Source organism: Streptomyces sp. PR69 (assembly GCF_026420845.1).
GTDB lineage: Bacteria > Actinomycetota > Actinomycetes > Streptomycetales > Streptomycetaceae > Streptomyces.
The window spans coordinates 28,112-43,219 of sequence record NZ_JAOWCB010000029.1 but is presented as its reverse complement, the minus strand read 5'-3'; the positions used below and the strand labels follow the sequence as shown (position 1 = coordinate 43,219).

General features: G+C 74.1%; 10 protein-coding genes and 1 pseudogene. 5 read left to right on the top strand and 6 right to left on the bottom strand.

The window, feature by feature from the left end; genetic code table 11:
- Positions 1-184: 184 nt before the first annotated feature.
- Positions 185-892 carry a hypothetical protein gene (locus tag OF819_RS23095; protein ID WP_267245526.1) on the bottom strand — a complete coding sequence of 236 codons (708 nt, stop codon included), beginning with the start codon at positions 890-892 and terminating at the stop codon, positions 185-187.
- A gap of 209 nt (positions 893-1,101) precedes the next feature.
- Here OF819_RS23095 and OF819_RS23090 point away from each other — a divergent pair, with 209 nt between their 5' ends.
- On the top strand, positions 1,102-2,343 hold the full coding sequence (locus OF819_RS23090) for an MFS transporter (protein ID WP_323748957.1): 1,242 nt from the start codon (positions 1,102-1,104) through the stop codon (positions 2,341-2,343).
- A 128-nt stretch (positions 2,344-2,471) separates the two neighbouring features.
- Positions 2,472-3,605 carry a sugar ABC transporter permease gene (locus OF819_RS23085; RefSeq protein ID WP_267245525.1) on the top strand — a complete coding sequence of 378 codons (1,134 nt, stop codon included), beginning with the start codon at positions 2,472-2,474 and terminating at the stop codon, positions 3,603-3,605.
- 105 nt (positions 3,606-3,710) lie between these two features.
- On the opposite strand, the gene OF819_RS23080 is transcribed toward OF819_RS23085, so the two are convergent.
- Positions 3,711-4,925 (bottom strand): acyl-CoA dehydrogenase family protein, encoded by a 1,215-nt coding sequence (locus OF819_RS23080; protein WP_267245524.1) that lies wholly within the window; start codon positions 4,923-4,925, stop codon positions 3,711-3,713.
- Positions 4,926-5,046: 121 nt separating this feature from the next.
- Here OF819_RS23080 and OF819_RS23075 point away from each other — a divergent pair.
- Both OF819_RS23075 and OF819_RS23070 read left to right on the top strand, forming a co-directional pair.
- Positions 5,047-6,747: pseudogene (locus OF819_RS23075) on the top strand (CoA transferase); the annotation flags it as partial.
- A gap of 839 nt (positions 6,748-7,586) precedes the next feature.
- Entirely contained in the window at positions 7,587-9,308 is a 1,722-nt protein-coding gene (locus OF819_RS23070) for a class I adenylate-forming enzyme family protein (protein ID WP_267245523.1), read from the top strand.
- A 112-nt stretch (positions 9,309-9,420) separates the two neighbouring features.
- On the opposite strand, the gene OF819_RS23065 is transcribed toward OF819_RS23070, so the two are convergent.
- The 4 genes from OF819_RS23065 to OF819_RS23050 form a co-directional block, all read right to left on the bottom strand.
- Positions 9,421-10,251, bottom strand: a complete 831-nt coding sequence (locus OF819_RS23065) for a metal ABC transporter solute-binding protein, Zn/Mn family (RefSeq protein WP_267245522.1) — start codon at positions 10,249-10,251, stop codon at positions 9,421-9,423.
- Entirely contained in the window at positions 10,179-11,072 is an 894-nt protein-coding gene (locus OF819_RS23060) for a metal ABC transporter permease (protein WP_416370602.1), read from the bottom strand. The genes OF819_RS23065 and OF819_RS23060 overlap by 73 nt, the downstream gene beginning before the upstream one ends.
- Before the next feature lie 88 nt (positions 11,073-11,160).
- Positions 11,161-11,796, bottom strand: coding sequence for an ATP-binding cassette domain-containing protein (locus OF819_RS23055; protein ID WP_267245521.1), 636 nt, complete (start codon positions 11,794-11,796; stop codon positions 11,161-11,163).
- A gap of 230 nt (positions 11,797-12,026) precedes the next feature.
- The gene (locus OF819_RS23050; RefSeq protein ID WP_267245520.1) at positions 12,027-12,437 is read right to left on the bottom strand and encodes a Fur family transcriptional regulator; all 411 of its coding nucleotides are present in this window, start codon (positions 12,435-12,437) and stop codon (positions 12,027-12,029) included.
- A gap of 324 nt (positions 12,438-12,761) precedes the next feature.
- Here OF819_RS23050 and katG point away from each other — a divergent pair, with 324 nt between their 5' ends.
- Positions 12,762-15,002, top strand: coding sequence for a catalase/peroxidase HPI (katG, locus tag OF819_RS23045; RefSeq protein ID WP_267245519.1), 2,241 nt, complete (start codon positions 12,762-12,764; stop codon positions 15,000-15,002).
- The last annotated feature ends 106 nt before the right edge of the window (positions 15,003-15,108 follow it).

Here is a 15,108-nt window from a genome sequence, read left to right as displayed (position 1 = left end):
CGCGCCGGGCGGGCGAGCAGGGCAGCGTTCATCGCCTTTGGTTCTCCTCGGAGTTGGCAGAATCCGGCCGCTGCCGCGCATCGGCGGCGGCCGGTGACGTCGTACGGCTCCGCACGGCGGCGGAGCCGATGCCCGCGCGCCGCGAACCGGCCGTCAGGCCGTCGCGGCGGCGGGGAGCCGGCTGTCAGAGGACAGCGGACCCGACGGGCGGACCCCGGGAGGTGATGGCGTAGACGAGCAGCAGCCGCCGCGGCCCGCGCGCCGCACGGGTGCGGCGCGCGCGGACGCGGGGGCGGTGCGGGGGCGCGGGCAGCACAAGCGGCACCCGCAGCGGGGCGGTGATCCAGGCGGTGAAGCTGCGCAGGATGCGGAAGACGGCCTGTTCGCCGTGGGCGAGCCACAGCCCGCACAGCAGCGCGGCCAGCAGATGCGCGGCGAGCATGCCGCCCGCCGACATTCCGCCCATGTCGTGGCCCATGCCTGCGCCGTGGGCCATGGCGTGCCCATGCCCATGCCCATGCCCGTGTGCGGGTGCGTGGGACATGGCGTGGTGGGCGTGCCCGAGCGCGCCCATGGCGGAACCTTCGGACGCCCCCGGCTCTCCCGGCATCCCGCACAGCAGGTACTGCCCCCACTGACTCAGCAGGGAACCGCCCTCGCCCACGGCCGGCCGCGCGGCCGCCTGCGCCAGGGAGAACAGCGAGTGCAGCGCCGCCTGGGTCACCACGGCCGCGGCCGTCACCGCCGTGAACCCGCGTTCCCGGCCGCCCAGCGCCCACGCCGAACAGCCGACCGCAGAGAACGCGCCAAGCATCGCGGGCCAGGGGACGGGCGTCGCCGACATCAGCATGTGGCCGAGCGCCGTGAGCAGCACGCAGGCGGCCGCGAACACCGCAGCCCGTACAGTGCGACAACCGTGACCCGCTGACATGGCGGGCTCATCCTTGCACCCGGGGAAGACTGGCCGAGGACCGGACCGCGAAGTTCGGCCATCGCACCCCTGATCCACGGAAGTGTGACGCGGGCCACGGCAACTCCCTGGAACTCGGGGAAGGTTAGGGGCGACTTCTGCCGAGGTCCCGACGGAGAACGGAGAGCGGTGTGGCAGCGGAGCCCGGTATACGGACAGCGGCGGCCGACGACGCCGAAGGCGGCCCGCCGCGGGCCACACGCGGACTGACCGCGCTGCTCACCTGCGCCATGGCGTTCTCCATGATGCAGCTGTTCCTGCTCGGCGCGCTGGGCCCGCGCCTCGTCGGCGAACTGGGCATCTCGCCCACCGTCCTCGGTCTGACCACCACGGTCGGCTTCGGCACGGCCGCCGTGCTCTCCCCGGTCGGCGGCCGGGTCGTCGACCGGGTGGGGCCGCGCCGCTGTCTGGTGGCGCTGCTGCTGATCTCCGCGGTCGCCCTCGCGCTGATCGGGGCCGCGCCGGGGGCGGGGCTGCTGCTCGGCGCGGTGGCCCTCGGCGGGCTGCCGCAGGCGCTGGCCAACCCCGCCACCAACAAGGCGATCCTTGCCGCCGTGCCCGCGCCGCAGCGCGGCCCGGTCACCGGAATGAAGCAGTCCGGTGTACAGCTCGGGGCCTTTGCCGCCGGGCTGCCGCTGGCGGCGCTCGCCGGCGGCATCGGCTGGCGCGGCGCGGTGTGGACGGCGGCCGGCACGGCGGTCGCCGCGGCGTTCTGGGCGGCCCGCCGGCTCCCCGCCGACCCGCCGCCCGCAGCTGCCAAGCCGGGCGGCGGCCGTATGCCGCTGCGGCCCCGCGGGCACATCGCCTGGCTGACCGTCTTCTCCCTGTTCCTCGGCTGCGGCATCGCCTCGGTCAACACCTACCTCGCGCTCTTCGGCGCACAGCGCCTCGGCCTCGGTCCGACCGCGGCCGGTGCGATGGTGGCGGTGCTGGGCGTCGCGGGCATCGCCGGACGCGTGTGGTGGTCCAAGCTCGCGGGCCGCCCCGGCCTCGGCGAATGGCTTCCTGGCTGGCTGGCGGCGGGCGCGGTCGCGGCGGCCCTGATGCTGGCCGGGGCCACCTCCTTCCACCCGCTCGCCTGGGCGGCCGCCGCGGCCGTCGGCATCTTCGCCGTCTCCGGCAACGCCGTCTCCATGGTCCTCGTCATGCGCCGCGCCGCGGCCGGCCGGGCGGGCCTGGACTCGGCCCTGGTCTCCGCGGGCTTCTTCGCCGGCTTCGCGGTCGGCCCGCCCCTCTTCGGCCTCCTCGCCGACGCGGGCCGCTACGGCCCCGGATGGCTGCTGGTCGCCGCGGAGTTCACGGCGGCGTGCGCGATCTCCACCCTCTGGGCCGCCCGCGACCGCCGCGCAACCCCTGCCGGAGCCGCCGCATGACCGCGGCCTCCGGCGGCGAAGCGCCCGTGCCTCCAGGACCCGCATCTCCAGCCCTTGGGGAGCCTGTATATCCAGCCTCTCCGGCGTTTGAGGAGCGGGGCCCGGGGCGGGGCCCCGGCGTTCAGCCCGTGCGGGGCGCCGGGCGCGAAGGACCCGCACACTCAGCCCCCGGGGGTCCCCCCGGACGGAGTCTGGGGGAGATTGAGGAGCGGGGTCCGGGCCCGGGACCGGGGCGGAGCCCCGGCTGCCCCTCCTGGACCATCCCCGCCCTCGACACCGCCCTCGCCCGCGTCGCCCTCACCCGCGCCGCCGTCGGCGACCGCTTCCCCCTCTTCGCCGAGCCGGAGGGCGACGGCCGCTGGACGACCACCTCCCGCGGCTCTTGGACCGGCGGCTTCTGGGCCGGGCTCCAGTGGCTGCGCGCCCTGCGCACCGGGGACGTCCAGGACCGCGTCGCGGCACGTGCCACCACGGCGCGCCTGGCCCGCTGGGCCGAGGCGGACACCGCCACCCGCGGACTGATCCTCTGGTACGGGACGGCCCACGGCCACGCCGCCGACGACCCCGACGCGACGGCTCTGCGCGAACGGGCCGCGCACACCTGCCTCGCCGCCGTGGACCCGGACCTCGGCCTGGTCCCCTGGGGCGCCGCCTTCGGCGGCGAACGCCTGCTCGTCCGCGCCGACGGCGCCCCCGGCATGGGCCCGCTTCTCGCCGCCGCGGGCCCCGCCGGGCGTACGGCGGCCCAGTCGCACCTCCGCCGTCACCTCGAACTCTGCCTCTCGGGAGAGCACTCCGCCTGGCGCTTCGACGGCACCGGCTGGCAGCCCTGCGACGAGCCCCCGCCGGGCTGGTCACGGGGGCACGCCTGGCTGCTGCTCGCCGTCGCCGAGGGAACCGCCCTCGGCATGGACCTGTCCGCCGAACGGGAGCAGTTGACGGCCTCCCTCGACTCCTCGCCGCTCGTCCCCCGCGCCCACGGCGACGCCGCCGCCCCGCTCGACACCTCCGCCGCCGCCATCGCCGCGGTCGCGCTGCTCATGCTCGCGCGGACGGACGACAGCCGGCGGCGCGCGGGCCGGTTCCGCTCACGCGCCGTGGCCGTACTGGACCGCCTCGTCCACGCCCATATGGCGTCCGGCCGGCTCCTCGACGGCTGCTATGACGCCGGCCGCGGACTGGCCGTACGCCATGAACTGATCTGGGGCGACTACTTTCTGGCCCTCGGGCTCGCCGCACTCTCCGGCTTGGTCGACCTCTGACCAGCAGACCTCCACCCAGCCGGCCTCTGACCAGCAGATCTCCGATCACTCGGCCTCCGATCACTCGGCCTCCGATCACTCGGCCTCCGATCACTCGGCCTCCGATCACTCGGCCGCCGAACAGCCCGCCTCTGCCGCCATATAGCCGCGCAGCACCCGCCGCGCCACCGACGTCATATGCAGCTCGTCGGGACCGTCCAGAATCCGCGCCGTACGCCCCGTGCGGAACAGCGCGGGCAGGGGAGTGTCCGGCCCGAGCCCCGCCGCCCCATGGACCTGGATCGCCGCGTCCGCCACCTGCTGGAGCATCCGCGCTGCGGCCACCTTCGCCAGCCCCACCTCCACATGCGCGTCCAGCCCCGCGTCGATCCGGGCGACCGCCTCGTACACCAGCGGCCGGGCGGAGCGCAGCGCCAGCAGGGCGTCGAAGACATGCCGCTGCACCAACTGCTGCGCGGCGAGCGGCCCGCGCGACCCGCCCCGGCTCTGCGCCCGCGCGCACATCAGGTCGAACGCCCGGCGGGCCTGTCCCAGCCAGCGCAGACAGCGCAGCGTACGGCCGAGCTGCAGCCGTTCGCCCGCGATCGCCAGCGCCTGGCCCCGTTCGCCCAGCAGATGGGAGTCGGGCACCCGGACCCGGTCGAGCCCGATCTCCCACTGCCCGGACGCGCCGAACACCGGCAGCTCCCGCACCACCCGGAAGCCGGGCGCGTCCGTCGGCGTCAGCAGCAGCGACAGGCCCGTACGGTCCCCGGCCGCCCCGTCCGTCCGGGCGAGCACCGTGACCAGATCGGCGTCCGCCGCCCCGGAGACAAACCACTTGCGCCCGCTGACCACCCAGTCCCCGCCGGCCTCCTCCTCCCGCACCGCGAGCGTTCCGGTCGAGAAGGGGTCCGTACCCGGAACGTCGGGCTCGGTCATCGCATAGCAGGTGCGCAGCTCCCCGGCGACCAGCCGCTTGAGATACGCCTCCCGCACCGTGTGCGAGCCATGCCGCCGCAGCATCAGCACATCCAGCAGCGGTGCGGAGCCCAGAGCCGAGGGCCCGTGGTCGCTGGCCCCCTCCGCCTCGGCGAGATGGGCGTACGACCGCAGCGGCACACCCTGCCCGCCCAGTTCCTGAGGCAGCGGCAGCGCCCACAGCCCCTCGTCCTTGGCCGCGCACCGCAGTTCGGCCAGGGCTGCCGCGGCCTCTGGGCCTCCGGCGTCCAGCACCGGCTCGTACGGCATGACCCGTACGCGGACGAACTGCGCGACCCGGTCACGCAACTCGGCGGTCTCCGGCGGGCATTGCGGAAGCCCTTCCGGCCCGTACTCCACTGCTTTCCTCCGCCCCTCGGGAACCCATGCGAACGACAGTCCGACTGTCTCTTCCGTGGAACTGGTCGGGTGCGAGGGCGCCCGGGTTCCCGCGAACGTATCCCGCAGGGGGAGGAGAGACATGGCGTCACCAGCCGCCGTACAGGCCACCCGGAGCTCGGCCGGTCAGGTCGGAGCAGCCGGTCCGGCCGGTCCGCTCGACGGACTGCGCCTGGAATGCTCCGGACCGCATCAGCTCACCGCGGTCGCGGCAGAACATCTGCGACTGCTCGGCGCGGCCCCGTCGGACGACGGGGACACTGGCGGGACGACCGGCCGACTCACCCTCGCCGGCGAGGGCTTCAGCCCCTGCACGGCCCGGCTGACCTGGGCCGACGGCCATGTCGACGGCCATGTCGACGGCGAGGGCGACGCCGGGGCGCGGCGCGGGCTGGTCGACGAGGCGACCGTCCAGGCGGCCACCGGCGTCATGGCCGTCCACGGACGCCGCGACGGCGCGCCCCGCGGCCTCGCCGTCGACTACACGGCCACCGCCGCCTCCGTCCTGGCCGTCCAGGGCATGCTCGCCGCGCTGCTCGCCCAGGCCCGCGGACTGCCGGCCCCGTCCGGCACGGCCGTCAGCGCCGAGCGGGCCGGGCTGCTCGCCGTCTCGCAGTATCTGGCCGCGGCGGGGGCGGACGAGGGCGAGGCCGTGGAAATCGGCCCCGGGGGACCGCCGTTCACCTCGGCCGACGGGACGCTGTTCGAGCTGGAAACCCTCGACCCGGGGGCCTGGGCGGCGTTCTGGCGCGCCCTGGACGCCCCGGCCGACGCGGTACGGGCGGGCTGGCGGCCCTTCCAGTTCCGTTACGCCACCGCGTGCGCGCCCTTCCCCGAAGCCCTCCACGAGGCGGCGCGCGCCCGGCCCTGGCGCCGCATCCAGGAGGCGGCGGCCGCCTCCGGGGCGCAGGTCTGCGCGCCGCGGACGCTCGCCGAGCGGGCCGCGGAACACGACGGCGCGCCCCCGTGGACATTCGCCCGGCTCGCCGCCGCGCCGCCCCTCCCGCCAGGCGCCCGCCGTACGCCCGCGCCGGCCACCGCCGCCCGGCCCCTCGCCGGACTGACGGTCCTGGAGGCGGGCCGCCGTATCCAGGCCCCGCTCGCCGCGCATCTGCTCGGACTGCTGGGCGCGGACGTGATCCGCATCGAACCGCCGGGCGGCGACCCGTTGCGCGGCATGCCCCCGGCCTGCTCCGGCGTCTCCGCCCGCTGGCTGGCCCTCAACCGGGGCAAACAGGCGGTCGAACTCGACATCAAGGCCGAAGCCGGCCGCCGCCGGCTGCGCGAACTGGCCGCCGAAGCCGATGTCTTCCTGCACAACTGGGCCCCCGGCAAGGCCGCACAGCTCGGCCTGGACGCCGCCGACCTGAGCCCGCTCAACCCCGCGCTCGTCTTCGCGTACACCAGCGGCTGGGCTGACCGGCTGCCCGACGCCCCCATGGGAACGGACTTCATGGTCCAGGCGCGTACGGGCGTGGGGGAGGCGGTCCGCCCGGCGGACGAGCCGCCCGCGCCGTCCCTGATGACGCTGCTGGACGTGCTCGGCGGACTGCTGGGCGCGGAGGCCGTCGTGGCGGCGCTGCTGCTGCGGGAACGCACCGGCCACGGTGTACGGGTGGACTCCTCGCTGCTCTCCGCGGCCGACACCCTCACCGCCCCGGCCCTGCACCGCGCCGCGACGGGCCGCCCGCCCCGCCGCCCCGCGGGCTTCCGCCGCCCCCTGCGCACGGCGGACGGCTGGCTGACGCTCCCCGACGATGCACCCCGCCCGTCCCCCGCCGCCCCAGCCGCACCCGGCTCGGCCGCCCCGGCCGATGCCGTCCCGACCGCACCCGTCCCGGCTGTGCCCGGCCGAACGGCAGTTGGCCGTGCCCCTGCCGAGTCCGGCGGGACGGCTGCGGGTCCGTTGCCTGGGACCGCTCCTGCACCGGCGGCCCCGGCCGATGCCGTCCCGACCGCACCCGTCCCGGCTGTGCCCGGCCGAACGGCAGTTGGCCGTGCCCCTGCCGAGTCCGGCGGGACGATTGCGGGTCCGTTGCCTGGGACCGCCTCTGCACCGGCGGCCCCGGCCGTTGAGTCCCCGGCCGCGGTTGATCCCGGCCCGGCGTGCCGGCCCGGAACCGGCCCCACGGGGTCTCCCGCGATCGAGGCAGGCAAGGAGGCCGCCCAGGCCGGGGCGCAGCCGGGTGAAGCGGCCCTCGCCGAAGCCGCCCCGGACGCGGTCGGCCGGGCTCCCGCCGGGACCGGGGTGCCGACTACGGACCCGTTGACCGGGGCCGAGCCAACGGCACCCGGCGCAGTCGGCACGGCCACCTCCGTCGGCGCGCAGTCAGCCGCAGCCGCCGCAGCCGCCGCGGCGGCATCCGGCCCGGATACGGCCGGGCCCGCGGAGGCGCCCGCGGAGGGCGTCGAGGAGGCCGCCGAGGAGGCCCTCCTCGGCGAGCTGCCCACCGCCGCCGCGGCACAGCTGCTCCGCGCCCGCGGCATACCCGCGACCCCCGTCACCGAAGACCTCGCCGCCCTGCGCCACGACCCGCGCTTCACCGGCTCGATCAGCCTGGACGCCCATGGCGCACCCGCCGTTCCCGACCCCTGGACCTGGAACTGACAACGGAGCCCGAGATGACCGTCACGCTGCACGATCTGCTGCCCGCCCAGCTGCGCCGCTCCTGGGCCGTCGACGCCACCGTCCCCGACCTCGACCTCTACAGCCTCTACCGCGCGCGCCAGATCGCCGACCCGCACCGCACCGCGATCCTCGACGCCAAGGGGAAGCTCTGCTACACGGCCATGGACCGAAAAGTGCGCTCCCTCGCCGTCGGGCTCAGAAAACTCGGCATACGGCCCGGCGAGGTCGTCGCCGTACAGCTCCCCAACGGCCGCAACGCCGTCATCGCCGATCTGGCGATCGCCGCAGTCGGCGCGGTCGCGCTGCCCTTCCCCGTCGGCCGCGGCAGCCTGGAGGCGGAGTGTCTGCTGCGCCGCGCCGCCGCCGTCGCCGTCATCGCGGCGGTCGAGCACCGGGGGAACACCCACGCCGCCGACCTGCACACCCTCTCCCCGACCCTGCCCGCGCTGCGCCACGTCATCGCGGCGGGCAAGGGCGGCACCGCCCCCGAAGGAACGATTCCGCTCGCCGACCTGCTGCGCTCCGACCCCGCGGACTTCGTCGCGGAGCGCCCGGACCCCGACAGCCCGGCCCGCATCCTCGTCTCCTCCGGCTCCGAGGCGGAGCCCAAGATGATCGCGTACTCGCACAACGCGCTCGCCGGCGGCCGCGGCAACTTCCTCGGCTCCCTCCTCCCCGACGACACCCCGCCCCGCTGTCTGTTCCTGGTGCCGCTGGCTTCCGCGTACGGCTCCAACGGCACCGCCGTCACTTTGGCGCGGCACGGCGGCACGCTGGTCCTGCTCGACCACTTCACCGCGGAGGCGGCGCTCGCGGCGATCCGCGAACACCGGCCCACGCATGTGCTGGGCGTGCCCACGATGGTGCGGATGATGCTGGAGCGCCTCGACGCCGAAAGCACCGCGCGGGACGGCGCCGCGCGGGACGGCACCGCCCAGGAAGGCGCCGCCCAGGAAGGCGCGGCGTCGCCGGGCGAACTGCCCGCGCCCACCGCCCTCGTCCTCGGCGGATCGATCCTCGACGAGACGACCGCCGAAAGGGCCCGCCGCGCCTTCCGCTGCCCGGTGGTCAATCTGTATGGGTCGGCCGACGGGGTCAACTGCCATACGGGGCTCACCATGGAGCCCCGGGAATCCGAGGGGCCCGGAGTCGTCGCGGGCCGCCCGGACCCGCAGGTCGCCGAGATCCGCATCACGGAGCCCGACAGCGAGGGTCTGCGGGAGGCCGCGGAAGGCGCGGTCGGCGAGATCACAGCGCGCGGCCCGATGACCCCGCACTGCTATGTCGGCGCCCCGGACCTCGACGCCCGCTACCGCACGCCGGACGGCTGGGTGCGCACCGGAGACCTCGGGTTCCTCGACAAGGAAGGCGTCCTGCACGTCGTGGGCCGCCTCAAGGACGTGGTGATCCGGGGCGGCGCGAACATCAGCCCCGCCGAAGTCGAACGGGAGCTGACCGCCCACCCCCTCGTACGGGACGTGGTCTGCGTCGGCGTGCCCGACGAGCTGATGGGCGAGCGGCTCGCGGCCTGCGTCGTGCCGCACTCCGCCGAGAAGCCCACCCTCGACTCGCTGTGCGAGCTGCTCACGGAACGCGGTCTGGAGCGGCGCAAGCACCCCGAGCGGCTGCTTCTGGTCGACGAACTCCCCCTGACGCCCGCGGGCAAGCCGGACCGCAAGGCCGTGCGGAAGCGCTGCGCGGACGAGGCGGTCTGACGCCACGGGAAACAGGCTCACCCGAATCGGGACACGACGAGGCCGGGGCGGCGGCACCCGCCCCGGCCTCTCGCTGTCCCACTGAGGAGGTTCTACCCCGTCAGAGGCGCTTTCAGCCCTTGCCCATCGCCTTCTTCAGCTCGTCCGCGGCGTTGCGGTACACGGACAGCAGATCCAGATCGTTCCCCGGATAGTTGACGATTTTCACCTGCTTCGCGCCGGAGTCCGGCAGCACCGTCCCCGTCGACATATGGGCGTTGTCCAGGACGAGCGCCGGCTTCTTCTTCGTCAGCTCGGCGAGCTGGGCCGGGGTCACCGCCTCGGGCCCGTATGTCCCCACCGGCTGCGCGCCCGCCATCTCGGCCGCCCACGCCGTGAACACCTGCGAGACCACGGCCGGGCTCTTCCCGCCGGGCCAGGCGGACTTCAGCTCCTGCGACAGCTTGTCGTACTCAGCGGTGAACGACGTCTTCCACCGGGCCGCGCTGTCCTGCGTCCCGAACATCCCGCCCAGGCGCTCGACTTCCGCGGTCGCCTTGTCCGCGCTGTTGTCGAGGTTCACCTCGACCAGCTCGGCGTCGGAGCCGGCCGCCTCCTTGATCTTCTCGGCGTACGGCTCGAAGGGCGCATACAGCACGAAGTCGGCCTTGGCGACGGCGGCGAGGTCGGACGGCTTGGGATCGTAGTCGGGAGCGTGGTGCACGGACTGCGGCACGATGACAGTGACGTCCTCGGCGCCTGCGGCCTTGGCGAGCGCACCCTCCCAGGTCGTGGTCGCCACGACCACCGGCTTGCCGCCCTTCCCGTCCGTACTGTCCTTGTCCTTGGAGGCGGCGGGGGCCGACCCATCCCCGCACCCGGCGAGCAGCGTCAGTGACGCGGCCACGCCGACGGCGAGGAGGGGGGAGCTGGTGCGGGTGAAGCGGACGCGGTTGCGCGCCATGAGCTGATTCTCCGTTCAGGGATGAGATGGACGCCGAGGACGACCGCCCCCGCCGTCAGGACGAGGACCGGGCCTGGCGGCAGGTCCAGCCGGAGCGCCACCAGGAACCCCGTCAGGTTCACGGCGACTCCGATGCCGACCGCCCACAGGGTGATCGACTTCAGCGAGGTGCCCAGCCGGCGGGCGGCGAGCGCCGGCAGCAGGGTCAGAGCGTCGACGAGCAGCGCCCCGGTGAGCTTGATGGCGCCGGCGACGGCGACCGCGACCAGGACGAGCAGCACCAGGGTCAGCCCGCGCACCGGCACGCCCGAACACTGGGCGAGCTCCCGGTCGTACAGCAGCAGCGCCACATCGCGGCGTCGCCAGAAGAACAGTCCCGGCACAGCTGCGGCCAGCAGCCCGAGCACCACGAGATCGGCGGCGCCGACGGACAGGATGGACCCCCAGAGCAGGGCGAACGCCCCGGAGGCATTGACTCCGGAGACCGCGAGCACCAGCAGCGCGGCGGCGATGGCGAGGCTCATCAACAGCCCCATGGCCCCGGACAGCCCGTCGGGCGTACGGGCGAGCGGGGCGACGCCCGCACCGGCGAGGGCGCAGGCCACCAGGGCGCACAGCATGGGGTCGAGGCCGGTCAGCATGCCGACCGCGATGCCCAGCAGGGCGACATGCATCATGGCGAACCGCACCGGCATGATGTCGAGCCCGACGATCACCACGCCGACGACCGGCAGCCCGACGGCGGCGAGCAGCAGCGCGAATGCGGCGCGCTGTACGGGCAGCAGCTGCAGCAGCTCCCCGACGTCCGCGGCCACGGTCACCACCGGCACCCCCGACGCCCCGTCACATCCGTCATCCCGCTCACCACGTCATCCCCGCCATCCCGGACCGCCGCCCCGGCCACCCCGCTCACCGGACCTCCCGCAACCGCCCCGCGGCCATTTCCAGCACCCGGTCGCAGCGGTCGGCCAGCGCCCGGTCGTGGGTCACCACCACCAGCGTCACCGGCAGCGAGGTCAGCAGATCGGCCGCCTCCTCCTGACCGGCGAAGTCCAGCGCGGCGGTCGGCTCATCGGCCAGCACCACCCCCGCCCCGGCTGCCACACTGCCGACGGCGCGCGCCAGGTGCATCCGCTGCAACTGCCCACCGGACAGCGTGTGCAGCGGCCGGCGCAGCAGGGCGCCCACGCCCAGCTGCGCCGCGGCCTCCGCCGACTCGGCGGGCGCGCCGGAGCTGTGCAGCAACTCCTCTGCGAGCAGCGGAAACCGCCCGCCGGCCGGTTTCTGCGGAATCCAGGCGCAGGCCCGCCGCCGCCAGGCCCACTCGGCCGCGGTGCGGCTGCCGCGCCCGCCGACCCGGATCTCCCCGGCCCACTGCCGGTGCAGCCCGAGGACGGCGCGCAGCAGCGTGCTCTTTCCGGAGCCGTTCGTCCCGGTCAGCGCCACCCGTTCCCCGGCGGCGACCTCGAGATCCACGTCCCGTACGGCTTCGACCCGGCCGTGCCGGCAGGCGACGTCACGCATCCGTATGTCCAGCCCGCCCATCCCGCACCTTCGCCTCTCGCTCGCGGGTCTCCTGTCGGGGCAGTAGTCGGACGGCGGCGGCCTTCAGTTCCCGGCGGCTGCGACGCAGCCGGAAACGGCGGGCTTCACATGCGGACGGGAACCACGCGCAGGCCGGGAAGCACACGCAGGCGGGGACTCACGTGCGGACGGGAGCCGCGCGCAGGCCGGGGGGCCGGGCGCAGGCCGGGGGGCCGGGCGCAGGCCGGGATTCACGCGCAGGCCGGGCACAGCCCGCGGTACGTGACCTCGACCTCCGAGACCGTGAAGCCGAACCGTTCCTCCGCCGGAAGGTCGGCCAGCGGGTCTCCGGTGGGGTGGACATCCCGGATGGCGCCGCAGCCGGAGCACACCAGATGCTGGTGCGGACGGTGGGCGTTGGGGTCGTAGCGCTTGGCCCGCCCGTCGGTGGAGACCTCTATCACCTCGCCGAGCGAGACCAGTTCGCCCAGGGTGTTGTAGACGGTCGCGCGGGAGATCTCGGGCAGCCGCTGTGCCGCGCGGGCGTGCACCTCGTCGGCCGTGAGATGCACATGGTCGCCGTCGAGGACCTCCGCGACGACACGCCGCTGGGAGGTCACCCGCCAGCCGCGCTCTCGCAGTCGCTGGAGCAGGTCACTCATATCGGTTCACCTATTCAGGCTCGGCGGGATGCCCGGAGTTTACCGGCAGCTGTCCGGACCCCTATGGGGTGTGGATTAGGTGAGCTTCTTGACCTGGACTCTGTCCATCGTAGGATCGGTTCCGGCGATAGCCAAGGGACAGGAGACTCCAGTGGAGCGACGCGCTGCCGGCCGGCGGGGAACGGCCGTCCGCGTCGGGCCGCTTGAGACCACTCGCTGACCGCGGCGGGCCTCGTACGCCACAACAACCGTTCGGCAGCCCGGCCCGGTTCGACGGACGTGCCGGGACAACCATCGTGATCCGCCTGATCCGGAAGGATTCCCATGGCTGAGAACCCTGATGCAATCGTCACCGACGCGAAGACGGAGGGCAGTAAGGACACAGGCGGCTGCCCGGTCGCGCACACGCGCGCCCTGCACCCGACGCAGGGCGGCGGAAACCGCCAGTGGTGGCCGGAGCGGCTCAATCTGAAGATCCTCGCCAAGAACCCTGCCGTGGCCAACCCGCTCGGTGAGGAGTTCGACTACGCCGAGGCGTTCAAGACCCTCGACCTCCCCGCCGTCAAGCGGGACATCGCCGAGGTGCTCACCACCTCGCAGGACTGGTGGCCCGCCGACTTCGGCCACTACGGCCCGTTCATCATCCGGATGGCGTGGCACAGCGCGGGCACCTACCGGATCAGCGACGGCCGCGGCGGCGCCGGGGCCGGCCAGCAGCGCTTCGCCCCCCTCAACAGCTGGCCGGACAACGGCAACCTCGACAAGGCCCGCCGTCTGCTGTGGCCGGTCAAGAAGAAGTACGGCCAGAGCCTCTCCTGGGCCGACCTCATGATCCTCGCCGGCAATGTCGCCCTGGAGTCGATGGGCTTCAAGACCTTCGGCTTCGCCGGCGGACGCGAGGACGTCTGGGAACCCGAAGAGGACGTCTACTGGGGCCCCGAGTCCACCTGGCTCGGCGACGAGCGCTACACCGGCGACCGGGATCTGGAGAACCCCCTCGGCGCGGTCCAGATGGGCCTGATCTACGTCAACCCTGAGGGCCCGAACGGCAACCCGGACCCGCTCGCCGCGGCCCGCGACATCCGTGAGACGTTCCGCCGGATGGCGATGAACGACGAAGAGACGGTCGCCCTGATCGCCGGCGGCCACACCTTCGGCAAGACCCATGGCGCCGGCCCGGCGGACGCCGTAGGCCCCGACCCCGAGGCCGCCCCGATCGAGGAGCAGGGCCTCGGCTGGCGGAACAGCCACGGCACAGGCAAGGGCGGCGACACGATCACCAGCGGGCTTGAGGGTATCTGGACGAACACCCCGACGACCTGGGACAACAGCTTTCTGGAGATCCTCTTCGGCTATGAGTGGGAGCTGTTCAAGAGCCCCGCGGGCGCCCACCAGTGGCGGCCGAAGGACGGCGCGGGGGCGGGCACCGTGCCCGACGCCCACGACCCGTCCAAGCGCCACGCGCCCACGATGCTGACGACGGACCTCTCCCTGCGCTTCGACCCCGCGTACGAGCAGATCGCGCGGCGCTTCCTGGAGCACCCCGACGAGTTCGCGGACGCCTTCGCGCGGGCGTGGTTCAAACTGACCCACCGCGACATGGGCCCGGTCGCGCGCTACCTCGGCCCGGAGGTCCCGGCCGAGACCCTGCTGTGGCAGGACCCGCTGCCCGAGCGGACGTACGAGCTGATCGACGCCGAGGACATCGCCTCCCTCAAGCGCCGCATCCTCGCCACCGACCTGTCGGTGTCCCAGCTTGTGTCCACCGCATGGGCCTCCGCCTCGTCCTTCCGCGGCAGCGACATGCGCGGCGGCGCCAACGGCGCGCGCATCCGCCTCCAGCCGCAGAGCGGGTGGGAGGTCAACGACCCCGACCAGCTGGCGACGGTGCTGCGCACCCTGGAGGGCATCCAGCAGTCCTTCAACGCCGCCCAGACCGGCGGCAAGCAGGTCTCCCTCGCCGACCTGATCGTCCTCGCCGGCGGCGCGGCCGTCGAGAAGGCCGCCCAGGACGCGGGCTTCGACATCGAAGTCCCCTTCACCCCGGGCCGCGTGGACGCCTCCCAGGACCAGACCGACATCGAGTCCTTCGCCGCGCTTGAGCCGACCGCCGACGGATTCCGCAACTACCAGGGCAAGGGCAACCGCCTCCCCGCCGAATACCTGCTGCTCGACCGGGCCAACCTGCTGACCCTCAGCGCCCCCGAAATGACCGTCCTCGTCGGCGGCCTCCGCGTCCTGGGCGCGAACTTCCAGCAGTCGCCGCTCGGCGTCTTCACCACCACCCCCGCGTCCCTGACCAACGACTTCTTCGTCAACCTCCTCGACCTCGGCACCACCTGGCACCCGACCTCCGAAGACGCCAACATCTTCGAAGGCCGCGACACCGCCACCGGCCAGGTCAAATGGACCGGCACCCGCGCCGACCTCGTCTTCGGCTCCAACTCCGAACTCCGCGCCCTGGCGGAGGTCTACGCAAGCGACGACGCGAAGCAGAAGTTCGTCCACGACTTCGTCGCAGCCTGGACCAAGGTCATGAACCTCGACCGCTTCGACCTCGCCTGACCGCCCTGAACGACCGCTGATGGCCGCCACCCCGGGGTGGCGGCCATCAGCGGTTTCCGTACCACCCCGCAGGCCATTCCGGAGGACCACGCTGCGGTCGAAGAAA